Below are 26,541 nucleotides of genomic sequence, written 5' to 3' on the forward strand. Positions count from 1 at the left end.
AATCATCATGAAAACACAATGGACCCGCCGGGGCGTAGGCGCCCTGTCGGCGTGTGGGCTGTTGGTGGTGGGGGCAGGGGTCGCCTGGGCATCGAATACACTCAGTGACGCGGAGGTTCAGCAGCGCGTGGACCAGGTGCCGCTCAGTCCGGCGCCACCGGTGGGGGGCCCCGGTGCCGCGGGTGTCTCCCAGGAGGCCGCGGTGCCAGTGGGGTCGTTGCGCCCGGCCTATCTGGAGACAGACTTCCAATTGCCTTCGGCGATTGGAGACTTCTCCTTCTCGAGGACCTTCACCGCGTCGACCGAAGCGAACACCCTGGGGGTTGCCGAGAAGCGGCTGAGCTGGCCCTTCGGTCGGGTGATGAACGCGAACGGGACGAACACCGCCTTTCGCTGGACGCACAGCCTGTACAGCTACGTCTTGCTGGGAGAGGACCGGAAGCGGGACGGCTCGGGGCTGGATGTCGAAATCACCACCTTCTGCAAGGTCGTGATGCCTTCCGGAGCCAGCCTGCGTTTCAGCCCCTGCGAGAGAAGCCTGCCGGGCGACTACGAGACGTCCATCAGCGAGCAGGGGACCCGGCTGCGGTGGGACGGGGATGGGTTCACCCTCATCGGTCCGGAGGGACGTTTCCGCTACACCCAGTCTGTCTTCGTGGGGGGGCAGACGCAGCCGGTGCTGCCGTACACGCTCTGGAGCAACGCCTACTACCTGACGGAGGTGGAGCCGACGACGTATGGCACCAGCACGGTCGCGGGCAACGCGGGGCGGCGGCTCATCGCGTCCCTCCAGTACCACACGGCTACGCCCACGGGCTGTACGTCACCGTCGACGACGTTCGTGAATCCGGCGCACTTGGTGCGCTACGCCACCCTGACGAATGGCTCCCGGCTGGCGTTCTCCTATTCCAGCCTGCCCACGCAGGACACGACACTGACCTCGACACACGAGTGCGTGCTGGCCAGCGTGGACCTGGAGGAGGGGACGTCCGGTACCGGGTTGGGGACGCGCAACGTGGTGACGTACGACTACGCCATGCACGACAGCAGCGAGCAGGTGGTCTCCAGCCCCGCTGGCATGCTGGGCGGTGCGCGTTACGACGTGGGCGTGACGCCCAGCGTGCCGGCCGGTGCCGAGTCACCGGTCGCCAAGAGGATGACCTATCGCTGGGTGGACCATGGGGCTTCTCTCGGAACCGTGCGGTGGAAGGTGCTCCGGGATGACGTGCTCGTCTCCAGCAAGTTGCTGCACCGGGAGCTGGCGCATGTCCTCGAGGACGAGAACCTCTGGACGAAGCAGACCGTCTCCGCGGAGGTGTCCGGCACGGGGCCCTGGTGTGGTCCGGGCGTGCTGCGCGGCAACTGCGCGGCGTCGCAGAAGCAGGACTTCACGGAGGAGGTCAGCGCGGGGGATGGCTACCTGCTCCCCAAGACGGCGCTGTCGCGCGCGTTCATCGCGACCCGGTCGCGGACGCACGGGGCGGTCACCACTGGGGCGGAGGTGAAGTGCGGCAAGGATGGCGTCTACAACGACCCCTACTGCAAGGGGGTGGGCAGGAGCCTCGCGTCGCAGCACTCACGCAGTTGGAGCGTGGATGAGGTCGCGGTCGGAAGCGCGGACCCTCGCTGGGTGGGGATGGCGAAGTCCCGGAGGGATGCGCGAAACAACCATGCGGTGTTCACGAACGCGCTGGCGGCCCAGGGTGACGCTCCGCGCTCCGCGCTGCCGTGGCAAGCGCTGTCCGCCTACCTGCCGCCCATGGAGATGCGGACGGCGGCGTTTGGGGCGCTGGACGCGAATGGCACGGGCGCGCTGCTGACGAAGTCGTACACGTACGAGTACGGCCGTGCGGGCACCCATGCCGGGTACGAGCAGCAGGTGAAGACGGAGCAGTCGGTGTCCGCCATGGCCAGCCGGGTGGGGGGAGGCGCCCATGCGACGTGGACCTACCAATACGAGCCGACGACGAACCGGCTGATGGCCAAGGTTCGCAGCGGCTACACCTGGGACTTCACCACGAGCTTCGGGGCGCCGGTCCTCAAGCACCTGGCGACCTTCTACCGGACCCATCGCAGGTGTTCCGGGGAGACCGCGGCGAACGCGGACGCTCAGGCCCGTGCGGTGGAAGTCGAAGGGCCGTGCTGGGTCGGCAGCCCGGGCGCGACCGAGTGCCCCGGCGCCGCACCCATCACGCATTACTTCTACGGGGGCGCCAACGCAGCGAACGGCCAGCAGCAACACGTGGTCCTCAAGCGCGTCTTCACGCAGCCCGTCGCGCCGGGGCAATGTGGAACGGCGCCGGCGCTGAACACCTCGTATGACGGCTATGACGACCGGGGACGGTTGCTGCGGACGACGGACGCGGCGAACGTGCAGACGCACTACGCCTATGGCGCGGGGAGGCTGGTCCGCAAGACGGTGAAGGCGGGGGCGCTGGCGGACCTCATCACCGACTTCGGCTACGACAACGGCGCGCACGGCGATTACGTCCGGCACCCGGACGGCCGCTACGAGGTGCGTTGCTACCGCTCGGGCACGGGCAGCGCGGGTTGCACGGGGGGAACGCTGACGGACACGTTGCAGTGGAAGGCGACGGCCGCGACGCCCACGGGCACCAATTACAGCGAGCGGGTGAACTACACGTACCGTTCGGGCCGGCTCATCATGGAGGAGACGTTCGCGGCGGGAGGCGTGCTGCGTGCTCGCCGGACCTACGACGCGGACCCGCTGGGACGGGCCACGTACCAGGGCTTTGGCGAGCAATGGGGCGAAGGTGCGAGCTGGAACTCCACATACGCGTCGACGAAGCTCTTCGACGCGGAGAACAACCCGATTCGGGAGGGGCTCCCGTATCTGGCCAGCAATGGCCGTCCGTCCGCCTTCTGCGGGGGCTTCGACACGGCGAACGGCGCGCTGAACGCGCTGCCGCCCGAGTGCCGGGCCTTCGAGTACGACCGGCTCAACCGGCTGGTGTCGATGCTGGAGGCAGCGGGCCCCGCGGGAGGTCCGGCCGCGACGGCGACGCATGTCGCCTACGACGGGGTGGGCAACGTCCGGAGCATCAAGCTGGGGTGCGCGGCGGGCACCACGCTGGACACGTGCGGCAATCAGCCGGCACTGGAGTACCTGCATGACGACTTCGGCAACCTGCTGGAGGTGAAGGCCCCTTGGGGGGCCGCCGCCACGCCAGGACAGACGCCTTCGGCGGGCCCCAGCGTGGTCCAGTATGCCTATGACGTCCTGGGCAATCCCCTGGTGAAGCAGACGTCCCGCATGGCCCAGAACGCGAGCTGGACGGCGTACCACTACGACGCGCTGGGACGGCTCCAGTGGGCCGATGCGCGCCGGAGCTCTCAGGCGGAGCGTCTCTATCAGTATTGGTATGAAGGACAGGTGCCGGCCCCTCCGGCGGGGTGTCCCGCCGCGCGCCCCGGACAGCAGCACGTGATGGTGGACTCGTTCGGGGCCACGTGGTTCGCATACGACGCCCTGGGGCGCGTGGTCGCGAAGTATCGCGTCCGGGGTGCGCAGACCCAGCCCCCCTCGCAGGCCTGCAATACCTCGCCCTTCTTCTCCGGGAAGGACAGTCCCAACCACTTCTTCACCTACGACGCCGTCGGCCGGCTGACGGGCGAAATCCATCCGTACGGCCGCGGAATCGAGTACCGCTACCACGCGACCAGTTCGGGCATGTCCCACCGGATCAGCGCCATCTACGTGGCGCACCTGTTTCCCGACGGCGGGACAGGCCATGATCCGCTCATCACCCAGGTGGAGTGGGAGCCCTACGGTGGCGTGAAGGCCTACCGCATCCACTCACGCGGCGAGGCGGGTGTGCCGGTCGCCGCGCACGTCCGCTATCACCGGGGCGGCGGGAACACGGGCATCACGGACTGCTCCTCGGCTTCGTTCGCGCAGGCGGTGGATGCCGCGGGCGTTCCCTTCGGACGGTTGTCGGGCCTGAGCGTGAGCCGGACCGTCACGGGGGATGTCTTCAAGCGGGCCTACCGCTATCAGGCGGAGCAGTTGGTGGGAGAGTCCACCTGTCTCCTCCAGACGTCCAGCGCCCAGCATCCCACCACCCAGGTCTATGAGGGCCCCTCCGGAGAGCCGGGGTACGACGCGCGGCTCCAAGCGCGGCGTGTGCTGAATCGCCACATGGAGGGCGGCGGGGCTGTCACCGACCGGGCGCTCACCTATGCGTATGACGCCCGCGGCAACCGGACGGCTGAGAGCCACAACGGCTTCACGGTGCAGTCGGAATACACCAGCGCGTTCCCCCGGGTGGACCAGCTCGTCACGCGCCGACACGCAGCGCCCGCGTGCCCCGCGGGTCAGGTCACCTGCCTGCCCTACGGCGTCACGACGCGCTACCTGCATGACATGGCGGGCCGCATGAGCGACGCGTCATGGTTCCTCACCCCGTCGGCCACGCAGCCGTACTACGCGATGACGCTCAACGCGACGTTGGCCTCTCCCATGGACCTGGGCGCGGTGTACCGCCAGGTCTTGAGCACCCAGGCGGGGGGACCCGGCGTCAACTACGAGTACTTCTACGACGCCTCGGGCCGGCGCCGCCTGAAGCGCAGTTGGGATGGCCGGGAGGACGAGTACTTCTATTCGGGCTCGCGGCTGCTGGTGGACGTGGGGCACGTGGCTTCCAACCCGGCCACGACAGACTACGTGCTCGACGAGTACGTGTGGCTCGACGGGCTCCCGGTCGCGCTCATCAAGTCGCGCTTCACGCACTCGCCGTTCTTGCGAGTCGCGGACAACACGTCGGATTGCGCTCGCTTCGGCGTGGAGACGGACGTCCCCTGTGGGACGTACTACCCCGTGACGGACGGGACGGGGAAGCCGGTCCTCTTGCTGGACTCGAAGGGACGCATCGCCGGAACAGGGGACTACGAGCCGTTTGGCCACGTGAACCGCGTCGTGCACCACGCCGCGGCACGGGATGCGTATTCCATGGCCACGCTTCGAGCGCCGGTGAGCCCTGGATTGAAGACCCAGGTCCGAGGGCGCTTCGAGTGGGTCGAAGCCCACCACCAGGGCCGTGTGTACCTGGGGGATGCCGATGGCGAGAAGCTGCCGGGCCTTCATTCCTGGGATGGAACGGTGTACGGCGGCCCCCTGGGCAAGGTGGCCTCGGCCGGATGGGTTGACGCCCCCGCGAATGGGACCTTCCACGTCTACATCGGCGTGGACACGCAGGAGCAGACCGCCGTGGAGGCGCACCTGAGTGGGTTCGAGTACCGGCGCCACGAGCCAGCCACGAAGCCCGTGTGGCTGCCGCTGCGGCTCTCCGGCCAGTACTTCGATGCCGAAACCGACCTGTTCGAGAATTGGAATCGATACTACGACGCCTCGACAGGCAGGTATCTCGCGCCCGACCCGATTCTCGTCAAGCCAGCGAAGGTCCTCGAGGATGCCTCCGGCGGCAGGAACACGACGGCCTACGTCTTCGCGAGCAACAACCCGATGGCCTACTCCGACCCGACGGGGCTGCGCGTCGTCGGGTTCGATGATCTGGATGGTGATCTGCAGCAGGCCATCATGGCGCTGCGTGAAACCGCCGCGGGGCTCGCTGCCTGGCAACGGCTGGAGGAGTCGAAGACGGTGTTCCAGTTGAAGCAGTCCGACCTGCCTGGGGGCGTGGCGGGGAAGGTCACGCCCGTGATGCCGACGCCGGCTGCCAGCCATGGCGACGAGGCGCCCGAGGACACCGTCGTGGTCCAGTTCGACCTCCGGAAGTTCCCGCACAGCAACGCCTTCCTGCGGGCGCTGGACGGACGGCACACCTCCATGGCGAAGAACATCTCACCCGTCTACGTCGTCGCGCACGAGCTGGCCGGTCATGCGCAGGACTATCTCGGGCCCTCCAGCCAGTGGAAGGTTCCCAAGCCCGGCGCCGAGGATGCGGCCTCCGAGCTCAGAGCGGAGTGTGACGCGTCGCGAGTCACAGGGCATCCGCTGACGCCCGCCGCGCAGTGCCCCTAGGTTGAACAGGACAGGGGCGGTGCGGGTTGGCACCGCCCCTGGGCCTTCATTGCCTTCCTGGGCCGCGGACCGGGCGCACGCGAACGGCGTGCGCCCGGCCTGGAAGGCCTTCAGCGAGTGCCTACTCCACGCGCAGGCACTTCGCCGGGCCGAACGTGGCCGCGTAGTACGGCGTGTAGAGGTCGGGCCCGAGCGTGAAGTTGCAGGTGTTCACCTCGTCCGGCGACAGACCCGGGTTCTCCTGCAGGTAACGCGCGACATAGTCCCGCACGCCATCCGCGGACGTCCACAGCACGCGGCCTTCCCGGAACATGCTGTACCCGCCACCGCCACCCGCGCGGTAGTTGTTGATGGCGATGATGAACACCTGGTCGTCGGTGACGTCATTGCCCTTGAAGCGCAGGTGCGTGGTCCGCGAGCCCGCGGGCTGCGTGAGGTCGTACCCGTACTCGATGTGCGAATACAGGTCCCAGTTGTAGTCCGCGACCGCGGGCGCGGTGGCCTTGGCCTCCGCGGGCGTCGCCGGCAGGTTGTCCGGGTTGATGGTGGTGAAGTAGTTGGCGTTCATCTCCACCGCGCGCCGCAGGATGGAGCCGTTGATCTCCATCACATACAGCGTGTTGTCGTAGATGTAGATGCTGTACGCATCACGCAGGGTGACGTCCCCAGCGGGCAGTGAGACATCGTTGGTGAAGATGGCGCCCAGGGACAGGTCCACTTCGAAGCCCGCCTCGAGCGCGGCCTGCTCCTGCACGATGTTGATGAGGTCGCCCAGCGGGCCGTCCACGTAACGCCCGGCGAAGCCGCCCGGGAACACGCCGGTGGTGGTGCCAATCTTCTGATTCACATAGGCGACCGTGGTGTCGTGGTAGGCCTGGGTGCTCTGGGTGACGGCGGCATCCTCCTCCACCGTGTCGTCCACGACGTGGAGTCGGGCGTCATGGGTGTTCACGCCCCAGCGCTCGCCATCCCAGGTGACCTGGAGCTGGACGTCGGCCAGGTGGCTGCCCCAGCGGTTGGGCTGCGTGAGGAGGACCTCTCCGCCGTCCACGTTCCGCAGCAGCATCTTCGGAATGGGCTGATGCGTGTGGCCGGTGAGGAGCACGTCCACGCCGGGCACCTGCTGGGCAATCTGGACGGCCTGGTTCTCCCCGGGGAGGTTGCCCCGGTCCGCCCACTTCGAATCATCCGCGTAGTCCACCAGCCACGACTCGGGGTTGCTCGCGCTGCCCGTGGGCTGCCGGTCGGGGCCGCTGTGGATGGCCACCACCACGACGTCCGCGCCGGCCTCCTTCATCCGCGGCACGTAGTCCAACGCGGTCTGCAGCGGGTCATCGAAGCGCAGGCCGACGATGTTCTCCGGGCGCTCCCACGTCGTCACGCCGGGGGTCACCAGGCCGAGGATGCCGACCTTCACGTCGCACACCGTCTGGATGACGTAGGGGGTGAAGGCCTCGGAGCCGTCCGCGCTGTTGCGGACGTTGGCGCCGAGGAGGGGGAAGTTCACCTCGCTCTTGAACTTGTTGAGGACGTCCAGGCCGAAGTTGAACTCATGGTTGCCCAGCGCCATGGCGGTGTAGCCCAGCTCGTTCATGGCCGTGGCCATGGGGTGCTTGGGCGTGTTGTCCACGAGGGCATAGTAGGTGCCCAGCGGCGTGCCTTGGATGGTGTCGCCGGTGTCGAAGAGCAACGTGCAGTCCGGATTCTTCGCTCGCTCCTGCTTGACGAGCGTGGCCACCTTGGCGATGCCGCGCCTCGCGTCGGGCCTCCCGGAGAAGTAGTCCCACGGGAAGATGTTCGTGTGCAGGTCGCTCGTCTGGAGCAGGGTCAGGGTGCGGGGTGTGGTGTCGCGCGGCGGGGGCTCGTTGCCGGGCCCAGGCTCTTCGCTGGAGTCGCAGGCCGTGAGCAGCGAGCACGCGCCCACGAGGCAAAGGGAAGTCATGCGCAGCGAGCGCGCCCAGACAGGAAAACGCATCAGGAAACCTCTACGGAGTGGAATGCCGGGAAGAATCTCCCAGTCGCGAGACACCCTAACTCACGGGTCTGTCATCGCCGTTACGCGATTGTTGCAAAGCCCCGCGGTGGCGCCCCGTGCCTCGGCGCCCTGATGACGATTCAGAGACTCTCGTACTTCGGGAGTTCAATGTCTTGGAAAGACAGGCTCATGCGCTTGGAATCTCATGTGGTAAGAGTCAGCGGGGCGCACTTTTCGTCTCGGTGTTGTTCACTGAGGGCGCGCCCCGTTGATTCACCTTCATCCGCGCGCGTGACTTCGGCCGCTACTCCGTGATCTCTCGAATGACACGGCAGGGATTCCCGGCCGCGAACATTCCGTCAGGTACGTCCCTCGTTACGACGCTGCCTGCACCAATGACGGCGCGCGAACCGATTCGAACGCCCGGGAGGATGATGGCGCCTCCGCCCACCCAGACGTCGGAGCCAATCGTCACGGGTTTCCCGAACTCCTCTTTCCGTCGCAGCTCCGCGTTGAGCGGGTGCATGGGCGTGTAGATCTGCACGCCCGGACCGAAGAGCGTGAAGTCGCCAATGCTCACCCGGCAGACGTCCAGCACGATGCAGTTGAAGTTGAAGAACACGCGCTCCCCCAGCTCGATGTTCGAGCCGTAGTCGCAGAAGAAGGGAGGTTGCATCCACACTGACTCGCCGCCCGCGCCGAACAGTGCTTGAAGGATGCGCCGTCGTTCCTCCTGCTCGCCCTCTCGGGTGGCGTTGAGCGACTGGCAGAGGTCCCTCGCTCGGGCACGGGCCGCGACGAGCTCCACATCGAAATGGTCGTAGAGTTCTCCATCCAGCATCTTCTGACGCTCATTCTTCACGGGGACTCCTTGCGGTGGCGGCGCGCGCCATGGGGAAGGCCTTGAGGCAGCGCATGTTCGATGCAGGTGGGAATGACTGCACCCAATGGCCCTCGGCTGGCAGTGCGATGATGGCTCGCCTCGTCGTCCGCGGGGACGCGGCGTCTCCCTCGCGTCCACTTCCCGACGCAGGACGTCCGCATCGACTGCTGCTGGGGGGCTTCCTCGACGGAGGTGGAGGGTGAGGTGTCCCAGCGCGTGGTGACCTTCAGCCACACGGCCGTGACCGTGTCCTACGACTCCGCCAATGACCTGTTCACTGTCCGGGACACGGCGAATGCTGCTGTCGCTCGTCCATCCAGGGCACGTTGATACGCGAGGTTATGGTTTCGGTATGAAGGAGGGCAAGCCGCCGGATGTCTCGCTGACGGTGCCTTTTTCTTTCGTCAGGTGAAACAGGCGCCCATAGGGAACAGAGAGTTCATGGGCTGAATCGTCGGACAGGTCCAACGTCTGGCCATTGCTGAAAGACATGACCGTACAATGCGTGCCGCTGCCGGACGCCCTGGGTTCGCGAGAAAGCGTCTCCCTCGGCGGCGCAGCGGATGGATTCACAAGAAAATCCTTCAGCGAGAGTGCCCCGTTGACTTTCGCCTTGGCGAATACCTCCGCTGCCAACAGACGAAATTCCTCATTCACGTGGGTCAGCACCCACTCCGTGGTCCGCTCGTAACGCGGGCCCAATGATGCGTTTGAGTACGTGATGCGAAGAGACGTAATCTCAAGCGCTTCCGTCGCGTTGTTTTCGTTCACGGCGGCAACGCTATTTGAAGCCAGCGCGTGGGACAAGCGCGCATGCCCTCTCTGTCCCGCGCACTGGGGCCGTTCGTCCGTTTTCGTGATGGCCGAAGGGCCCCCGTCATGAGCGAGTTCAATCGACCTCAGGGGAGGGCGGAGCTCGGCTCACATTCCTTCGCCGGAAGAAGGTTGAGGCACCCACCAGGTGACCTTCACTGCGCATCGGACGGTGCGTGGGGCGAAGGAATTTCAGGGACTCCGTTTCATGAGAAGCAGAGGCGAGGCCTACATGGCGCACCCGCCTCTGGCTTGGCACATGTCCGAGCGAGCCATCCTCACTCGGATTGTATGCCCGTTGAAATGTCCCCCGTCCTGGAAGTTCCCGTGTCTTCGATTCGTGCCTTTGCGGCTGGTGCATTCCTGTTGTCAATCGCGGTCCCTGGGGCGGCGTTCGCTCGCGCCTCGCCGGGCCTCCTTGGCAGTCCTTTCAACCCGTCGGACGCGAGCTGCTTCACCAGCTACTACGGCTCCATCATGAACCTCTGCTCCACCACGAAGACCTGGTGCATGCCCGCGGTGGTCGACGCCGCCGGTCCGTACACGGTCAACGTCGTGGCGTATGCACCGTCCGTCTCCTCCTCCGTGGGGTGCCATGCCACGGGTGTCAATGACGCGATTTCCACGGTGTGGAGTTCCGGCATGCGCTACGTGTCGTCCTTCGGCTCGGGCGCGCGGTACATCGCCCTGTCGGGCGCGTTCGTACCGGGCAACGGGCAGCTCTACGTGTGCTGCGACGTCGGGGCGGGGGCGGGCGTCAACGGACTGCTCTGGTAGGGCCTTTCACAGGGAGCGGCCTTCTGGCCGTTCCCGTCGTTTCCGAAGGGAGTGCGTCCATGCGCGTCGAGAAAGTCATCATCGCTGCGGTTCTTGTCGGGAGCGTGGGGACTCAGTGGCTCAACGCCCGAGAACAGCGTGAAGCCCTGTCGCTGCTTCAGGGGGAGGTGGACCGCGTTTCCACGTCGGTGGAGCGACTGCAGCGGGCGTCATCCGCGCGTGGGCTCGAACATGAAGGGCGGCCCGCGACGCGGTGGGCTCCGGCCGCCGTGCAGGCGCATCTGCCTGCCGTGACGGCACCGCCGTCTGTGCAGGAGGTGCCCCCCGTGCCGAATCTCCCGGTCGTTGCTCCATTCAACGCCGATGCCGCGCGGGATCAGGTGGCGCGTGCCTTCGAGCGGGAGCCCTCCGACAGCGGCTGGGCCTCCGAAGCCTTGAGGGAGCTTCGTGAGAACCTGTCGTCCCACATGCCCAGGACAGCGTCGGTGCGGGCCTTGGACTGCCGCGCGACGCTCTGCCGTCTGGAGGTCGACTTCCCAATGGAGGCCGACTTTCAGGAGGCCATGGGCCGCCCAGGAGCCATGGCGCGCCTGTGGCAGGGCCCAAGTGTCGCCCGCTTCGAGCGGGACAGCGCGCGGGGCTCGGTGACGGTCATCGGGTACCTCGTCCGTCCCGGATACCCGATGCCGGTGGAAGGGCCGGCCACCGCCACGCCCTGAGCTGGGCACTCGACCGCGCCACCCTGGACGGGCCAGGGCACGCACGGAGGACGAGGCGTGGAGGCGCGTGCCTCGCGCCTCCTGGCCATACGACGCCGGCAAACGGTCAGCGGACTTCGAACTCGTAGATCCGCGTCGCCGGGTCCCCGTTCTGGGTCGGCGTCGTGACGTTGAGGCGGACGTAACGCGCCGACGTGGCGGTGATGGCGTGCGTCGAGCTGCTACCGGTGTTGTCGTTCACCGTGACGGGGGTGCTCCAGGTGGAGCCGTTGCTCGAGGTCTGGATCGTGAACGCCCGGCTGTTCCAAGCCGTCGACTCACCTCCGGCACCTGCGTGCCTGAGGGTGAAGCTGCTGATCGTCTGGGCCGAACCCAGGTCGACCTGCATCCACGCTGGCGAGGCCAGTGAGCAGAACTTGTCGGTGGTCCCACCCGAGACGCTACCGTTGACCGCCTTGGCCGCCGATTCGCTGCTGTTGCATGCCGTGGAACTGGTGGTGGGCCGGTTCAACGCCAGATTGGCGTAGCCCGCGCCAACGGAGACCGTCTGGGTCTTCGTATGGCTTGCGCCGCCGTTGTCGGTGACGGTCAGCGTGACGGTGTAGTTGCCCGCGCTCGCGTAGGTGCGCGAAGGGTGGGTCGCGGTGGAGGTGGTGCCGTCTCCGAAGTTCCAACTGCGCGAGGTGATGGTTCCGTCCGCGTCGGTGGATGCATCGCTGAAGGTGGCGGTGAGGCCGCTGACGGTGACGCCGAAGTCCGCCACGGGGGGCGTGTTGCCGCTGACCGCGGTGTTGATCGCCGCCGCGTATTGCGCGGTGGTTCCCTGGGCGCTGCATCGCTGGATGTCGTCGTACAGCCACATGAAGCCGCCGCTGATGCCGGCGCTCGTCTTCCAGTTGCGCATCCGGGTCTGGACCGTGGCCGGGCTGTCGCCCGCCGCGCAGTTGGTGCCGTTCTTGGACCACAGGCCCGGAGCGACCGGCATGCCCATCGCGGTGTTCCAGGTCGCGGGGTTGTTGCCGGCGCCGCCCGCGTAGACCTGCAGGTAGATTCGATCGACCGCGCTGCCGAGGTTGTTCTTGAGGTTCCGCCAGAACGTCTGCTGGGTATAGGGCGCGAAGGAGATCTTGTAGCCCATCCCGATCAACATCTGGCTGAAGGTCGTGGTCGGGACCAGGTCGTAGGCGCTTTCGTCGTCGAAGTTCACCGCGTCGGCGCCGGTGGCGGTCTTCAGCGCTTGGAGGTTCCGGTACAGGATGCTGTTGCTGCCAGTGCCGCAAACGAGGGTGGTGCCGCATCCGGGAGCGGTGCCGTTGACCAGTCGGATCATGCGTTCGAAGTCAGGGACTCCCCAGGCGCCAATCGATACCTCGACGCGATTGACGGAGGTCGGCGCGGTCTTCAGCGTGGCCAGGCGGGTCGGCCACGCGGGGTCCCCCATGTAGGCGCCGTTCTTGACCACGGGAATGTCGTTGTAGATGAGGTCGCCATTCTCCTCGATGTGGAAGCTCCACAAGATGATCGTGGTGAATCCAGAGTTGCGCAGGTCGTTCATCACCGCGGTACCACCGGAGTAGAACGGACCGCCGCCGTAGATGGCGGAGTACGCACGAGCGTCAGGCGCTGCGACAGCCAGGGCGAGCGCGGTGAGTGTTGGCAACAGGCGGTGAAGGACAAGCGGTGAAGCCAGATTGGATTTCGACATGGCACGATCCTTTGCATTGCACGATGCGGTGGACGGCGATGCGCGGCTGTGTGTGAGATTCGTTGCAGCCGCTCACACCTCGCCGCTCTCATGTCGCCACGGATGGCGACGGGCAGACATTGGGAGCGGCAATCCCGTCGTGTCAATCTTTGGAGGGATTTAAGTCAGACAGGAAGGTTTGGACGCTGGCGTCAGGCGTGTGCGTGGAGCCGCTTGCTGTCAGCGCATCGGCTCGCCTGCAGGAAGTGACGGAGCCGATTCGCCAGCCATTGCCGGGAGGCGTCCGTCGTTGGCGGACAATGATGGCAGTCCTTGATGTGCTCTTTGCAGGCAAGCGTTGGAAAGAGCACTTGCGCGCGAGCGAGCAGCTACTGTCCCGGAAAGCTGACGGCGCCGCCGAGGAAGGTCGCTCGGTCGTCATCAGTGGTCGTGAGCAGGTGCAGGACGAACGCCTTCCATCGCCGCTCCGAGGGCGACATCCGATAGAGCATCATCGGGATGGCCACCTTCATGAGCTCATCCCAGCGAGCGCCGGTGGGCACCGGCAGGCGGCTGCGGAAATGGTCGTGCCACCGGGAAAGTACGGCCTTCGCCAGCCCACTCTTGAACGCCGATTTCATCCCGGCGGCATTCCACGTTCCGTCCGCGAATCGGTGGGCCTGCCGCCGTGCCGTCTACCTCGCGCCCTGCTGACCCTCCGCGCTCACGGGCGCCGCGGTGTTGGCACGCCGTGGGGCCTGCGCCGCTGGTCCACGGTGCGCTGGTAGCTGTCGTACTGCAGCGGGAAGTTCCTCCCCCACATCGCGGGGTCGGTGATGGTGTCGTCCAGTTCCACCACCCGGTTGCTTGGGCGGATGCGGATCGGGTCCGGGAAGGTCCCGGTGGTGAAGTAGAAGGAATGCCAGAAGCCGTTGCTCGCCTTCGTGAGGTACTTGGGCACGAACGCGGCGGGAGTGTGGCAGTCGTTGCAAGTGGCCACCGCGTGGTGGCTGCTCTTGCGCCAACCGTCATACTGCTCCGTCATGATGTGGCAGTTGGCGCAGGCGGCTGGGTCGTCTTGCAGGTAGGCCGCGCCCTTCGCGTACGCGAAGGTGTAGCCACCGATGCCAATGACCGCGCCCAGGGCGAGGCCCAGGACGACTGCCAGAAAGGTGCGGGAGGCCGAGGACACGCGGAACACCGTAGCAATGCTTTTGCCATCGGCCAGCGCACGAACACTCGCGTGGATGAAGCTCCAAGCAGTGGAGAGACGCGCTGATTTTGCGCCAACTCCGGCGCCGCGCAGGATTTGCGCGGAGGACGCTGGAGGGGACAGGATGCCGTGCGTTCCGTGAAGCGAGGCGAACTCCGCGCGGAACCCGTGAAGGTCCCGTCGCGTGCCGCGAGGCCGGCACGCCCTCCGCGTTGGGTGCCCGCGGAGGGCGGCTCAGTGGCCTGGGGTGGCTGCTGAATCAGAAGCGGGCGAGGAAGGCGTCGAAGCCGCCAGCGCTGGTGTTGCCGGGGAGGCTTCCGAAGGTATGTCCGGCGACGAAGGCATTGCCGGAGGCGTCCACGGCCACGCCGCGAGCGATGTCCTGGAAGGGGGTGCCCAGGGTGCGGGTACCCAGCCGATTGCCGAGCGCGTCGTAGCGGGTAAGGAACGCATCGAGCGAGCCGGCGTAGGCGTTGCCGTGGAGCGCGCCGCCGGTGTAGCCGACCACCTGCACGACGCTGTCCTCGGAGACGGCGATACCGAAGGCATAGTCGGTCTGCGCGCCCCCGAACATGCGGCTCCACTGGCGGTTGCCGGCGCTGTCGTAGCGGGCGAGCAGCACGTCGATGGTGCCGTTGTTGGTGTTGCCGTCGAGGCTGCCGAAGGTGTCTCCGGCGAGGTAGACGCTGCCGTCGGGACCTACGGCGACACCCTTGGCATCATCGAGGTCGCCCGCGTCAATCTGCCGGACCCACTGCTGGGTTCCGAGGATGTTGAGCTTGAGCAGGAAGATGTCGGTGCCCACCGGCGTGGTGGTTCCGTCCAGGCTGCCGAAGGTGTTGCCGACGACGTAGACCTCCTGGGTGGGCGTGACAGCGATGCCGCGCGCCACGTCACTCACGGCCGTGCCGTACTGCTGGAGCCAGTACGGGTTGCCCGCGGTGTCATAGAGGGCGACGACGATGTCGTAGTTGTTGGGGTTTCCACCATGGGCGAAGCTGCCACCGGTGTAGCCCGCGAAGAAGAGCTTGTCGCCACCGCTGACGGCGAGGCCGGTGGCGAAGTCGTCCATCTGCGTGCCGTTCTGGCGCAGCCACAGGCGGTTGCCGGCGGCGTCGAACTTGGCGATGAAGAAGTCGATGCCGCCCGCGTTGGTGTAGAAGTCGAGACTGCCGAAGGTGGTGCCGGCCACATAGACATTGCCGTCCTCGTCGGTGGCGACGGCGGTGGCGCGATCCATCTGCGGTGTGCCGAACTGGCGAACCCACTGGAGGTTGCCGGCGTTGTCGTACCGGGCGACGAAGGCGTCATGGCCCCCGGCCTGTGGGTCGGCGCCGAGCTGGCTGGACGTATGACCGACCACGTAGACACTCGTGCCGGAGACGGCCACGGCGCTGGCCTGCTCGTCAAGATCGGAGCCGAGCTGCTGCACCCAGGCGGGCGGCGGAACCTGGGCCTGGGCGACGGACGGGGCGCCCGCGGCGCAGACGACGCCAGCGAACGCGAACATGCTCAAGAAGGGGTGTTTCATCACGAACTCCATTTCTCAGTGGGGGAACTGAGCCATGGCGCCGGGAGGACGCCTGTCGTCCGCTCCGCGGGAAATCTGTCGCCACGGCACCCTTGCAAGACCACGAGATTCAGGCGCGCGGAAGATGGGTAAGGAAAGACACATAATGAGCAATGTCTGACCCGGGGCCGAGTTATCGCGGACCCTGATGCCAATGATGCGCTGTGACATTTTCGTGAGACCCAGTCCCGGCCTGACCTCCGTCCTGGGTGTGTCTTATTGAGCGAGAAACAGCGTCGCTCCGTGAGAACAGCGGTGGAGCCGCCCTGGTTCGTGCGGTGCGGAAGTGAAAGCGGTCCGCGATATCAACGCCATGCCGCTGTTTCTCGCGGAGATGGCGCCGCAGCTCCAAGCCCTTCTCGCTGAATCGGAGAAGGCTTTATTGGAAGCGCTCTTCGCGCGCGCGAACCGATCTGAAGGCGCGTTGCTGGAGGCGCTGGCATGGCTGTGGGCGCGGACGCTCCGCGCGCCTGCCTCCGTGACACGGGTGGATGCGCTCGACGTGGCGGAGGGCGAGGTTCGCCTGTCCCCGGGCGGACTCCAGGTGGCGAATGACGTGTTGAACCGCGGCATTCTCGTCGTTGCGGGGGATGTGGACGTGGGAGGCAAGTTTGGGGACGGAGACGTAGGCAACGCGGCGGCCGTCGCCGGGGCGCTCCGTTGCCGGCTCGCCAATGTCCAGGGCGTGCTCCGCGTGGGGGGGCGTGCTCGATGCGACCCAGCTCGTCTTCGCGAACAACGATCCGGAGCCTCTCATGGCGAGGGACGGTCTTCGGGCGCCGTCGACGCTCCTTCTTCTCGGGCGCTCGCTCGACGTGAAGTCCGTGGATGGACTCGTGATGGAGGATGAAGTCACGCCGTCACAACTCTTGAAACGGGCCGTACAACCGGAAGGACACGTCGAAAAAGGCCTCGGGGCTGTATCCCAGCCAGTACATCACGCCGCCGGGATAGATGTCGTGGCATTGAGCGAAGCCACTCTCGCCGCCGCCGAGCCAGACCAGATTGAACGTATAGGGGCGTCCTGGTTGCAGCGTGACACCCTGGTGGGTGAAGGAGAAGCCTTGGAAGGCGGGGCCCGCGCCGTCCACCTGGGGGGCCAGCGTGAGCGTCGTCAGCGACGTCGCCAGTCGCGGCCCGTCCGTTCCCTCTCCCTCATGCACGTCCAGTGCGTACATGCTCATGAAATGAGGGTCGGGCGCGATCCAGACGTCGAGGCGCTCGAGGTCCGTCACCGCGTCCACACGGAAGCTTTGCGCAATGGCGTCGCTGATGGCGACGACTTCGCACCCCCCTGGGTCGACCGCGAGGGTGGGCCAGGGCGCGGGCGTCGGTGCGAGCGTGGCGTCAAAAACCAGGACCTCCGCGAGGCTCAGGTAGTTGGCTCCGTCGAGCTGCACTCGGACATACCGCGCCGCGCGGTTGACGGCGAAAGTCGTCTGATCCAGCGCGACACCCGTGAAGGGATGGTCATCCCAGGTCCAGCCGTCCTGGGAGACGAGCACTCGGAAGTCCTGAAGCCGATCCGCGCAGCAGTCGGTGCGGTTGTAGACGACCACGGTGGAAACATAGTGGGAGCGCAGCAGGTCGACTTCCCACCAGGCGTTCAACTCGGACTCGGTGTGCGTCACGGATCGGTTGTTGAAGATTCCGTCGGCGTTTCCATCCACTGCGAAGGACGCGAAAGCACCATGCGCGGTGCTCGACTGGGCGGCCGGTTTTTGGAGCGCGACATTGGCGCCCGCTGGAAACACCTGGACTTCAGCGAGGCTCAGGGATTCGGCGCCGTCGAGTTGCACCCGGACGTATCGAGCCATGTGGTTGATGGCGAACCGGGATTGCGCCGAAGCAGGGCCGCTGAATGGATAGTCATACCAATTCATTCCATCCTGGGAGACGCGCACCCGGAAGTTCTGGAGCCGCTCCGCGCAGCAGTCGGTGCGGTTGTGGATGACCACGGTGGAGATGGCGTAGTCGCCTTGCAAATCCACCTGCCACCATGCCTGTGGCTCGTGCGCGGTGTGCGTGACCGAGCCGTTGTGGAAGTTCCCATCGGTGTTGCCATCGACCGCGCGCCACGCGTCCGCGCCATGCGTCGTGCTCGATTGAGCTGTCGGCTTTCCATGCGCGAGGTTGGGGCCGTCGTCCAAGGGAAGGACCGAATCGCGCACGGGTGCGTGGGGCGTTTCGGGTTCTCTGATGACGTGTGAATCGCATGCGGAGAACAGGACGACGCTTGCGAAACACAGGAGCAGGTTCTGGGTGAAGAACGAAGACGAAGTCATGAGTCTGTCTGAGGGGCGATGACCGAATACGCCTCCGGCCAAGACGCGGCGTGAACGATAGGGGAACGAAGCCGCCTTGTCACGGGGGCCACTGGCGGATGCAGGGCCCGTCCCGACTGTTTCCATGCGCTCAACGTTGAGCTGGGAAGGCCCCGGCTTCCCATTCAGGGACTTCTCTGGGTTGAATGGAGGGTATGACTCCTGTCATTGGCGTTTGGCCCCGGGGCTCCGCGCGCCGGGGCGTGACGGCTCCTGCGCGTCAGCAGCGGGGCCGGGGGCTTCGTGGCGTCCTGGGCCCAGTGGCCATCGCCGCGTATGTGCTGCTCGCGCCGGGGGCGACCTGGGCGGGGGCGCCGGACCCTGGCGAGGCGGGCGAGGAGTCGGAGGTGATGAGGTCGGTCTCATCCGGGGACGCGGCGGGGCTCAGGGCCTTGCTCGCACGCTGCAAGCCGCGCAACCTTCCTGGGACGTTGCCGTCCACGCGCAACCTCTCTCCATTGATGCTCGCGAGCGAGCTGGGGCGCGAGGACCTCGTGGGCATTCTACTGGAGGCAGGCGCGGACCCCGCGCTGCGGGTCCCTCGTCATCTCGATGCCTGGCCTCCGCGTGATTGGACCGCTTTCTGTTTCGCACAGGCCCACGGGCACGCGGCCATCGCGCAGCGGCTCTTGCGGACCGGGGCCTCCGACGCTCCTTCATGCATGGAGGAGGCCGACTTCGCCGCCGCCGTACACCTGAAGCACTTCGAGCGGGCCTTGAGGCTGGCGAAGACGATGGAGAACCGGGTTCCGCCCAGCCTGCTCGAACGGTTGGTGCGCTACGCTCGCGAGCAGAAGTCACCCCAGTTGATGCGCGCGCTGAGGATCGTGGGGTATCGGCGGCAGCTCATTTCGCGAGCGTCCACCGAGAAGCCCGAAGGTGAGGACAAGCACCTGCTCACGCGTCTCATCGAGGAAGGGAAGCACGAAGAGGTTCGGCTCGCGATTGAGTCGGGCGCGGACCCGGATACCTTCGCGCCCTATAAGGACCCACCGCTCGTCGCCGCGGCGAAGAGGATGGATGTGGTCCTCCTCCGGCTTCTCCTCGAGGAAGGCGCGAAGGTCGACATCACGAACGAGTATGGTTCGCCAGCGCTGGACCATGTCGTGGCCCATTCGCGAGACAAGGGCCCCGCCGCGCTCGAGGCCGCGCGCATGTTGCTGGATGCAGGGGCCAAGAAGAGCCTGGCTGCCGGTGGGGCGCCGCCAAGGGGCTTCCGCATCCTCGACGCGGCGCTGTCTTCCTGCAGAATGGACATCCTCGACGTGTTGTTCGACCGCGGCGGCAGGGAAGCACTCGTCGCGGGCCCGGCGAACAGGCTCTATGAAACCGTCGTGAGACCGGACACCCCTTGTCCCGAGGAAATGTCCTGGGCGCTGCTCGAAAAGCTGTATGCCGGTGGCGCGAGGATTGGTGGAGATGTCCCGGTGCCCAGGAGGATCATCCTGGTCATCCGAGGAGGGGATGGCATGGATGCATTCCGCCGCCATGCATACTCCGCGCTGTGGTCCTACGCCGCGAAGCGGCCTCCGGAGTGGGAGCGCGTCCTGCGACAGGCGGGCCTCCCGCTCGAGTCCGAAGAGAAGGGACGCTGACCGTGCGGAACCCCGAGGCAGGCCCTCCCGGAGTCGGTGAATGAACAAGAAACAGCTCGTCGTCGTGCTCACGCTGCTCGTGGGAAGCGCCATCAGCATGGTGGTGCTCTGGGGCGGGGCCCGGACCGCGCTGATGGAGTGGCTGCCTTTGTCGTCGCGCCCGGATGTGTGGTGTGAGGGGTTGCCCCTGGAGCGCTGCAAGGAGTTCCCCCAGCACTGCCGAGAGGCGGCCTACTGTGACGGCACCCGCTTCTGTTCGGAGTGGGGCGGCGAAGAGGCGTGTGCCGAAGAAGGCGCCATCTCGGGGCCCGCGGCTTGTTGCCCAGGCTTGCTCCCTCGCTGTGGCGTCGTGTCAAAGGATGGGACGTGTGACTCGCAGCTCGGTACGCCGGCCCGGCCCGTTTGTCGCCGCTGTGGAGACGGCGTCTGTGACGCGCAAGAGACGCGCTGCGATTGTCCCGAAGACTGCGACCTCTCCCGGAGAGCAGGCGGCCCCCCTCCTGGAACCGCTGTTCCTCCGGGGCGACGCTGAGCCAACCGGGCTCGGGCGCCGACCTCGACAGACGCCTTTCCGACGCATCCCCAGACGGCCCCACGTCTGGCCAAGGTCCTTGCCACTTCTGACGGAAGCGTATTGGGGGATGTCGGGAGGTGAATTCGGAGCTGGAATGAGATCTTCAGGAGCCGTCTCGATGTTGCTTGCGCTGTGCGCCTGCAGTGCTGGCGTCCTGGGGTGCTATGGGGGGTACTTCGCGATCGTGCTGCCCTGGGTCCGACAAGGGGATGCAGTCCCGCCATGGATGTGGGCCGCAACCGTAGGGCTCCTCCCATTGGGCGTCTTGGTGGGTGGCGTGTTGGTGCCAAGGCCACGTCTCTCCTGGGCTCTCGGGGCGTTCACGGCTGCCCTGCGAATGTCCGTGACGTTCGTCCTCGCGCATCTTCGGGCACCTGGATTTCTCAACGCCGATCACATGCGCGATGTGTCAGTCCCTGAGTTGCTCTGTTGGCTGCTCGTGGAGTCGTTGGTCTGGGCCGCGGTCGCCTTCCTTTCATTCAAGGTGGGCGCGGTGTTCCAACGCCGTTGGGGCAGGCGGGTGGATCACCTGGGGTGACGCAGCCCTCGACGACGAAGCCTCGGCGCGCGGGCTCCTGCTGTAGCGGCTGTAAGGCATGTGTTGGCCAGCGCGCTCGACCATGTCGCGAGGGGCGAACCCGCAGGGCACAAGTCCCTCGCTCTTCACTCCCGAGAATCGAGAGGCTGCCCTTGAAAAACAAGGCGGGCCCTCGCCTTCGTATCCAGGGAGGATGTCACGTGCTGTTCGTCGCGACGTCGACTGGCGAGACGGCTGTCCAATGGCATGCGTGTTTCGAAATCGGCGCGCGTGCGTTGGAGGTTCAGCCGGAGCCTTGTGCCTAACCTGGGCCTGGCGGCACTTCGTCGCGATGCTCTTCGTGCCACGCCGCCATCCCCCTGTTCATGTGAAACGGAGCAAGAAGATGAATGGCAGCCGATGGGCTCCCGTGGGCCGATGGATGCGTGTGGCCTTGGCGGTTGGCGTCTTGGGTGCGTGTGGGCCTCAAGTGGATGAGGACTCCCTCGTGGCCGAGGATGCGTCAAAGGAGGTCGAGTCGTACTCGAGCACAGAGCGGGCGTTGCCGCTGGACCCGTACGCCGATGCGGTTGTCCAGAGCGGTGTCATCGCCGTCATCAGTCCTGGCAACGCGGTGGGCCCGCCGGATGGGAATGTCGCCAGCTTCTTGAGCCTTCTGGGTGGCTCCCTGCTGCTGGACATGGGCGAGGGAGAAGAGGGCACGGGACCCCTGCGCATCTATTACCGAGGCGTGTCGCTCTCGGTGTTGGCTCAGGTGGACTTCCTGCGGGCGGACATGAGCCTCATCAGCACGGGGCAGGTGAGCCTCCTGAACCTGGGCATCGGTACGCATTCCGCGCTGGTGCCTTTCAACAGCGCGACGCCCTACCGGTATGTTCGGCTGCGCGGTGGGCTGGCCTCGCTGTACAGCGTGGATGCCGTGGAGGACATCGGCTTCGGAGGTGCTGGCTTCTGTGGCAATGGCCGGGTGGATGCAGGGGAGCAGTGCGACGATGGCAATACCACCTCGGGGGATGGGTGCGGCGCGAGTTGCCTGGTGGAGCCGGGGTACACCTGTTCTGGCACGCAGCCCAGCGTCTGCACCGACACCAATGAATGCACGAATGGCACCGCCCAGTGCTCTTTGAACGCGACCTGCACGAACACTCCGGGGAGCTACACCTGCACGTGCAACCCGGGCTACTCGGGGACCGGCTGGATCTGCAACGACATCGACGAGTGCGCGAATGGCACCGCCGTGTGCCAGCCGGGAGAGCTGTGCGTGAACACTCCCGGTAGCTACAACTGTGTCGCCGGCGCCTGCCAGCCGCCCTCGGTGCAGTGTGGCTCCCAGTGCGTGAATGTGACGTCGGACGCATCCAACTGTGGCGCCTGCGGCAACGTCTGCGGCGAGGGGGAGATCTGCTCGGCGAGCGCGTGTATGCCGGACGAAATCACCATGCAAATCGCCACGTCATGGGCTCGCCCGGGCGACGGGGACCTCGTCGTCCGGACGCCCTCGGGTAAGCTCATCCACAACGGCAATCGAGGCCCGAGCGTCGCGACGGACTTCGGGTCGATGGACCGGATTGCGTCCTCCGGTTGGGGGCCCGAGCGGGTCCTCTGGTACGCCAGCGCGCCCCCTCCGTCGGGCCAATACGACGTCTGCTTCAATGCCGTGGCCTACCTTCCGCCGCCCTCCATGCTGTATCCCGTCTCCTACACCATCACCGTGAAGCGGATTGGCCAGCCAGACCTGGTCGTCTGGCGCTTCGCCTTCAGCGCGTCCTCGGGGAGCGATTGCTCGCCGGACCACCCGTCGTACGTCACGTCCTTCACGTATGAAGGGCGCCCGTAGTTGCCGTGATGCGTTGAGCTGACCGGGCTCCTCGCGGCACTGCCTGTCGCCGCGAGGGGCCCGGTGCCTTCAGCTCCGGACACCTCGAGCAACTTTCGGACGATGGGATAGCGCGACACCGCGCCCCTGCGCACTCAGGCCGCCGGCTTGCGCAGGTACGCGAGCATGTGCGCGACGTAGTCGGCCTTGCCGAGCGGTACGCCGTTGTGCCGCAGAATGCTGTAGGCCGTGGTCAGGTGAAAGTAGAACTGGGGTATCACCCAGTTCAGCGCATACTCGCTGCCGGTCATGTCGAAGGCCATGCCGTTGGCCAGTTCGATGGCCAGTGGGCGTTGCGCGGCCTCCTCCATCTGTGCCCGGTCCGTACTCGCCAGCAGGTGCAGTGTTTGCTCAATCAGCGCGTGCGCCTGCTCCATGTCGGTCGGCGTGTCTGCCTTGGACAGTGGCTGCCGGCCCAGCCTCAGGACCGCTTCCTGCGCCTGGGTGCAGGTGAAATACACCTGACTGGCCAGGTTGTGCATGTCAGGTGCCAGCCGCGACTGAAGCAGGTTCTTCGGGTCGAAGCCCACCTCCTGGGCACGTGCTTCTCCCTTCTTCAGAAAGCCTTGCAGGGAGCGCAGCATCTGCGTGAAGCAGGGAACGGTCATTTCGTAGAGCGACATGGGGTGCCTCCTGGAATGGCGGAACCCTAACGCAAGCGGGAGAGGAGAAGGGGAGGGGACCCCAGGTGTTGCCCAGGAAGGCTCCGCGGGTGTGAATGCCCTTCTTGGGAGCGGTGGCGCGGGCCCCGAGGTATGGCTCGGTGCATCAATCACACATGTGCCGTGAACAATTACAGCAGCACATCAAAGGATTGTCTCTGTCGCGCGGGCTGGCAAGGCTGTGCCCCATGACACACAAACGGCTGAAGAGGATTGGCATGGTGGGCGGGGGCGCCATGGGGTGCGGGATTGCGCTCGAGCTGGCCATCGCAGGGAGGCAGGTGGTGCTCTACAACACGCGCGCGGACAGCAGCGAGCGGGCGCGCGCGAAGCTGGAGCGAGACGCGGCGCTGCTGGTGGAGACGGGACTGCTCGCCCCGGACCAGGCACCCTCCGCGCTGGGTCGCATCCGTCGTACCATCGTGCTCGCCGAGGCCGTCGTGGGGCAGAACCTGGTCATCGAGTCCATCCCGGAGGACCTCGCACTCAAGCAACAGCTCTTCCGTGAACTGGACCGGCTCGCGGCCCCCGAGACCCTGCTCGCCACCAATACCACCGCGTTGAGCGTGACGGCCATCGCCCGGGACTGTACGAGGCCTGAGCGGGTCCTCTCTGCCCACTACTACCTTCCCGCGCACCTCATTCCACTGGTGGACGTCATTCCTGGGGAAAAGACGTCTCCCGCCGCGGTGGAGACGGTGCGGCGCTTCTTCGAGGACCTGGGCAAGTCGCCGGTGGTGTTCTCCCGGGACGTGCCAGGCTCGGTGGGCCCGCGCCTGCAGCAGGCCCTCATTGGCGAAGCCATTCGGCTGGTGCACGAGGGCGTGGCCACGCCGGAGATGGTGGACCGCGTCCTCACCCAAGGCGTCGGACGGCGCCTGGGGGCGTCGGGGGTCTTCGACCGGCTGGACCTGGTGGGACTGGACTTCATGACGGCCCTGCTCCGTGGCACGGGCCGCCCTGTGCCGCCCGTGCTCGCGGATAAAGTGGAGCGGGGCGAGTTGGGGCAGAAGACGGGCCAGGGCTTCTACGCGTGGACGCCCGAATCCACCGCCGCCTACGAGGAGCGCATGGCCCGCCACCTGGCCACCCAACTTCGTGAGGACCGGGCTGCTGGCCGCCTCCACGCTCCCAAGACGGAGCTCGACGAATGAGGACGGAGGCTGTCCTGCTGGATTCGGCGGTCCTGTCGGACTTCCTGGTGGATGCCATCCGCGAATACACCACGTGCACCCCGGAGCTGCCGCCTCGTAGCTGGGCCGTGCTGCTGGGGCGTGTCGTCGGCGATGCCATGCGCGTGGAGCGTGTGCGCTTCGCGACGAACATCCGCGAGACGGATGTGCGTGTGCTCCAGGAGTTCGACAGCACCATCGTTCCTCGCTTCGGCGCCTGTTACGCCAACGGGCGCCGTGGCTTCTGGTGCGAACCCAGGGAGCTGCTGCGCATCACCACCGAGGCCGAGGCCCAGGGCCTGGAAGTGCTTGGCTCCATCCACCTGCATCCGGACTGGCACCGCATCGGCCCGCTTCACGAGCGCGGCCTGCGCGTCAGCCAGGAGCCCACGCCCATGGACCGCCACCTCTTCCACGGCAGCGGCTGGCCGCTCAACATGATTCTCTATCTGGAGCGGCGCGAGGGCCGACTCTATCATTCGGTTGGAGCGTGGGCCCCGCCCGATGACCCTGAGGCGGTCACGGGTTGCCGGGCGCTGGCCATCCACCTGGAAACGCCGGAGGGGTGACCCGGTGCGGCCTTGGTGCCTGCAGTGGCAAGCGTCACAAGCTGATGCTCGCTCCCTTTTGGCGCGGCATCCTGCCTTTGCCCGCCATCGTTCCCCAGATGTTCCAAGGAACGGCCTCCGGGGTGTTGATGCGCGCTGGAGCGAACGGGGGCGATAGCCCCTGGACGGCTCCGTGCCCCGTGACGAACGGGGGGCGGGTCGCCCAACTAATTCACCCGCTTTGACGCGGTGACCTGCAATGGCGATGAGGGCCTCCGAGAATGAGCCCGAGCGCGACGAGGAGAAGCGGCGCGCCAGTCGATGACGGCGCGGCTGGACTGGAGGCGCATCCGGAGGACTCCATGCGCGGAACGGAAGGCGTGGGGCGCGGGCCGACAGTCACCTGACCGCCTTCATTCTGAGTGCCGGAGTCCGAGGGATCCTCTCCACCCACGCCCCCATCCTCCTCGGGTGCATCCCCGACGGTGAACCACGACACCGCGCTGCCGCTGGCGCCGCCTGCATTGTAGGCCCAGACCTCCCAACGGTAACTTCCTGGAGACAGTTCCTCGTCCTCCGTCAGCGTGATTTCTGTCGCCTCCGTGTTCAACTCCTGAACGGTGCTGCCATCACGGAGAATTCTCAGCGCGTAACGGACAGGCCACTGATACGGGTCGAGGGATGCCTCCCAATGAAACGTGACGCGTCCATACAGAAGGCGAGCCCCTGCTCCAGGCCGAATGGGAACGGGCCTCGTAATGAAGTCGGAGTCGGGGAGGCCTGATGTCTTCGGGCCGTCCACCCGGTGGGCTCGTGCGTCGATGCGAAGCTCAGGAACTCCGACAGGCGTCGCGACGGCGGGGGATGTGGCCAACATCAGGGGGATGAGCGCGCCGAAAGAGCGGCGCAATGGCGTGGCGGTCGAAGTCGGCAATGCTCCTCCATCACATGCGGCAATGTCTGTGAACCATGATGGACTTGTAACTGAGGGACAAGTGGTTCGCGGAGGGGCGTGCGTTGTGCATGGAGGGTGAAGTCGTAGATGTCATCCCGTGTCCGCATTCATCGATGGCGACGTTCAGCCCGCGCTGGATGCTCCACGAGTCCGTCGCGCCTGGTCGCTGCGGATGGCACGAAGCCGGTCCCTGCCGCAGGCGCAAGTTCAAGCCTCCAGCCAGGGTCGTCGAAAGGCCGCTGGCAAAGGACACTGCAGCCGAGCCGCGGCCGCCGCTTCTGAGCAGCAAGGGCGTCTCGAATGCGTCGGGCCCCCGGTCGTTCACCCGGACGCCCGACCGCGCTTCTTCCTAGGTGACCGGAGCAGCGTGATGCCCCCGGCCTTCGCCGCTCTGGAGACGCCCTGCCCATCCACTTCTCCATGCTTCTCGGAGCGTTGCGCGGGGATTCCGAGAGCGGATTCCATCGGCCCCTCGCGACGGGACTCCGCGGGGCGGGGCATGTGCCCGAACTCGCTGTGGATACATGCGGCGGGTCTTGGCGTACGCGAAGGCGGCTGGCGACTGTGGTGCACCTGGGTTTGCTCTCGGCAGGTGCGAGGCTTGCCCCGGTACGAACGCCACCAAGGGGCAGTTGTGACGCCAGCGCGCCAGCAGGCTCAGG

At 66.4% G+C, this 26,541-nt stretch carries 17 protein-coding genes; 8 read left to right on the forward strand and 9 right to left on the reverse strand.

Annotated features, from left to right (window positions below; all coding sequences use genetic code 11):
• The first annotated feature begins 7 nt into the window (after nucleotides 1-7).
• Entirely contained in the window at nucleotides 8-6,001 is a 5,994-nt protein-coding gene (locus A176_RS07910; RefSeq protein WP_021781059.1) for an RHS repeat-associated core domain-containing protein, read from the forward strand.
• Nucleotides 6,002-6,122: 121 nt separating this feature from the next.
• On the opposite strand, the gene A176_RS07915 is transcribed toward A176_RS07910, so the two are convergent.
• From A176_RS07915 to A176_RS38590, 3 genes are all read right to left on the reverse strand, one after another.
• The gene (locus A176_RS07915) at nucleotides 6,123-7,976 is read right to left on the reverse strand and encodes a bifunctional metallophosphatase/5'-nucleotidase (protein WP_044889514.1); all 1,854 of its coding nucleotides are present in this window, start codon (nucleotides 7,974-7,976) and stop codon (nucleotides 6,123-6,125) included.
• A gap of 304 nt (nucleotides 7,977-8,280) precedes the next feature.
• Nucleotides 8,281-8,838, reverse strand: a complete 558-nt coding sequence (locus tag A176_RS07920) for a sugar O-acetyltransferase (RefSeq protein ID WP_002634563.1) — start codon at nucleotides 8,836-8,838, stop codon at nucleotides 8,281-8,283.
• Between the two features lie 360 nt (nucleotides 8,839-9,198).
• Nucleotides 9,199-9,666, reverse strand: a complete 468-nt coding sequence (locus tag A176_RS38590) for a hypothetical protein (RefSeq protein WP_144429511.1) — start codon at nucleotides 9,664-9,666, stop codon at nucleotides 9,199-9,201.
• A gap of 372 nt (nucleotides 9,667-10,038) precedes the next feature.
• Here A176_RS38590 and A176_RS07925 point away from each other — a divergent pair, with 372 nt between their 5' ends.
• Nucleotides 10,039-10,449: a hypothetical protein gene (locus A176_RS07925; protein WP_044889513.1), complete on the forward strand. Its 411-nt coding sequence runs from the start codon at nucleotides 10,039-10,041 to the stop codon at nucleotides 10,447-10,449.
• 59 nt (nucleotides 10,450-10,508) lie between these two features.
• On the forward strand, nucleotides 10,509-11,168 hold the full coding sequence (locus A176_RS39050) for a hypothetical protein (RefSeq protein ID WP_044889512.1): 660 nt from the start codon (nucleotides 10,509-10,511) through the stop codon (nucleotides 11,166-11,168).
• Between the two features lie 106 nt (nucleotides 11,169-11,274).
• Here A176_RS39050 and A176_RS07935 read toward each other — a convergent pair whose 3' ends face one another.
• From A176_RS07935 to A176_RS07960, 5 genes are all read right to left on the reverse strand, one after another.
• A complete protein-coding gene (locus A176_RS07935; protein WP_002634558.1) occupies nucleotides 11,275-12,873 on the reverse strand; it encodes a PKD domain-containing protein in 1,599 nt (532 codons plus the stop codon).
• A gap of 368 nt (nucleotides 12,874-13,241) precedes the next feature.
• Entirely contained in the window at nucleotides 13,242-13,493 is a 252-nt protein-coding gene (locus tag A176_RS39740) for a hypothetical protein (protein WP_002634557.1), read from the reverse strand.
• Nucleotides 13,494-13,576: 83 nt separating this feature from the next.
• A complete protein-coding gene (locus A176_RS07945; protein WP_002634556.1) occupies nucleotides 13,577-14,053 on the reverse strand; it encodes a cytochrome c nitrite reductase small subunit in 477 nt (158 codons plus the stop codon).
• Between the two features lie 271 nt (nucleotides 14,054-14,324).
• Nucleotides 14,325-15,596 (reverse strand): SBBP repeat-containing protein, encoded by a 1,272-nt coding sequence (locus tag A176_RS07950; RefSeq protein WP_226994236.1) that lies wholly within the window; start codon nucleotides 15,594-15,596, stop codon nucleotides 14,325-14,327.
• Nucleotides 15,597-16,495: 899 nt separating this feature from the next.
• Nucleotides 16,496-17,806 carry a galactose-binding domain-containing protein gene (locus A176_RS07960; RefSeq protein WP_158513084.1) on the reverse strand — a complete coding sequence of 437 codons (1,311 nt, stop codon included), beginning with the start codon at nucleotides 17,804-17,806 and terminating at the stop codon, nucleotides 16,496-16,498.
• A 308-nt stretch (nucleotides 17,807-18,114) separates the two neighbouring features.
• Between A176_RS07960 and A176_RS07965 the strand changes: the two genes are divergently transcribed.
• The 3 genes from A176_RS07965 to A176_RS07975 all read left to right on the forward strand — a co-directional run bounded on the left by A176_RS07965 (nucleotide 18,115) and on the right by A176_RS07975 (nucleotide 22,503).
• Nucleotides 18,115-19,554, forward strand: coding sequence for an ankyrin repeat domain-containing protein (locus A176_RS07965; protein WP_044889510.1), 1,440 nt, complete (start codon nucleotides 18,115-18,117; stop codon nucleotides 19,552-19,554).
• Nucleotides 19,555-19,594: 40 nt separating this feature from the next.
• Nucleotides 19,595-20,086 (forward strand): hypothetical protein, encoded by a 492-nt coding sequence (locus tag A176_RS38605; protein ID WP_144429513.1) that lies wholly within the window; start codon nucleotides 19,595-19,597, stop codon nucleotides 20,084-20,086.
• A 1,049-nt stretch (nucleotides 20,087-21,135) separates the two neighbouring features.
• Nucleotides 21,136-22,503, forward strand: a complete 1,368-nt coding sequence (locus A176_RS07975; RefSeq protein WP_226994237.1) for an EGF domain-containing protein — start codon at nucleotides 21,136-21,138, stop codon at nucleotides 22,501-22,503.
• A 134-nt stretch (nucleotides 22,504-22,637) separates the two neighbouring features.
• Here A176_RS07975 and A176_RS07980 read toward each other — a convergent pair whose 3' ends face one another.
• The gene (locus tag A176_RS07980) at nucleotides 22,638-23,165 is read right to left on the reverse strand and encodes a DUF1993 domain-containing protein (protein ID WP_002634549.1); all 528 of its coding nucleotides are present in this window, start codon (nucleotides 23,163-23,165) and stop codon (nucleotides 22,638-22,640) included.
• A 227-nt stretch (nucleotides 23,166-23,392) separates the two neighbouring features.
• Here A176_RS07980 and A176_RS07985 point away from each other — a divergent pair, with 227 nt between their 5' ends.
• Together A176_RS07985 and A176_RS07990 are read left to right on the forward strand one after the other, a co-directional pair.
• Nucleotides 23,393-24,358, forward strand: a complete 966-nt coding sequence (locus tag A176_RS07985) for a 3-hydroxyacyl-CoA dehydrogenase family protein (protein ID WP_044889508.1) — start codon at nucleotides 23,393-23,395, stop codon at nucleotides 24,356-24,358.
• Entirely contained in the window at nucleotides 24,355-24,945 is a 591-nt protein-coding gene (locus tag A176_RS07990; protein ID WP_002634547.1) for an MPN domain-containing protein, read from the forward strand. The genes A176_RS07985 and A176_RS07990 overlap by 4 nt, the downstream gene beginning before the upstream one ends.
• The last annotated feature ends 1,596 nt before the right edge of the window (nucleotides 24,946-26,541 follow it).

This window comes from Myxococcus hansupus (assembly GCF_000280925.3).
Taxonomy (GTDB): domain Bacteria; phylum Myxococcota; class Myxococcia; order Myxococcales; family Myxococcaceae; genus Myxococcus; species Myxococcus hansupus.

Coding starts and splice junctions, on each gene's coding strand:
- A176_RS07965 (WP_044889510.1), top strand. CDS start 18,115: ATGACTCCTGTCATTGGCGTTTGGCCCCGGGGCTCCGCGCGCCGGGGC.
- A176_RS07990 (WP_002634547.1), top strand. CDS start 24,355: ATGAGGACGGAGGCTGTCCTGCTGGATTCGGCGGTCCTGTCGGACTTC.
- A176_RS07915 (WP_044889514.1), bottom strand. CDS start 7,976: ATGCGTTTTCCTGTCTGGGCGCGCTCGCTGCGCATGACTTCCCTTTGC.
- A176_RS07985 (WP_044889508.1), top strand. CDS start 23,393: ATGACACACAAACGGCTGAAGAGGATTGGCATGGTGGGCGGGGGCGCC.
- A176_RS39740 (WP_002634557.1), bottom strand. CDS start 13,493: ATGAAATCGGCGTTCAAGAGTGGGCTGGCGAAGGCCGTACTTTCCCGG.
- A176_RS07935 (WP_002634558.1), bottom strand. CDS start 12,873: ATGTCGAAATCCAATCTGGCTTCACCGCTTGTCCTTCACCGCCTGTTG.
- A176_RS07950 (WP_226994236.1), bottom strand. CDS start 15,596: ATGAAACACCCCTTCTTGAGCATGTTCGCGTTCGCTGGCGTCGTCTGC.
- A176_RS07910 (WP_021781059.1), top strand. CDS start 8: ATGAAAACACAATGGACCCGCCGGGGCGTAGGCGCCCTGTCGGCGTGT.
- A176_RS39050 (WP_044889512.1), top strand. CDS start 10,509: ATGCGCGTCGAGAAAGTCATCATCGCTGCGGTTCTTGTCGGGAGCGTG.
- A176_RS07980 (WP_002634549.1), bottom strand. CDS start 23,165: ATGTCGCTCTACGAAATGACCGTTCCCTGCTTCACGCAGATGCTGCGC.
- A176_RS38605 (WP_144429513.1), top strand. CDS start 19,595: ATGAACAAGAAACAGCTCGTCGTCGTGCTCACGCTGCTCGTGGGAAGC.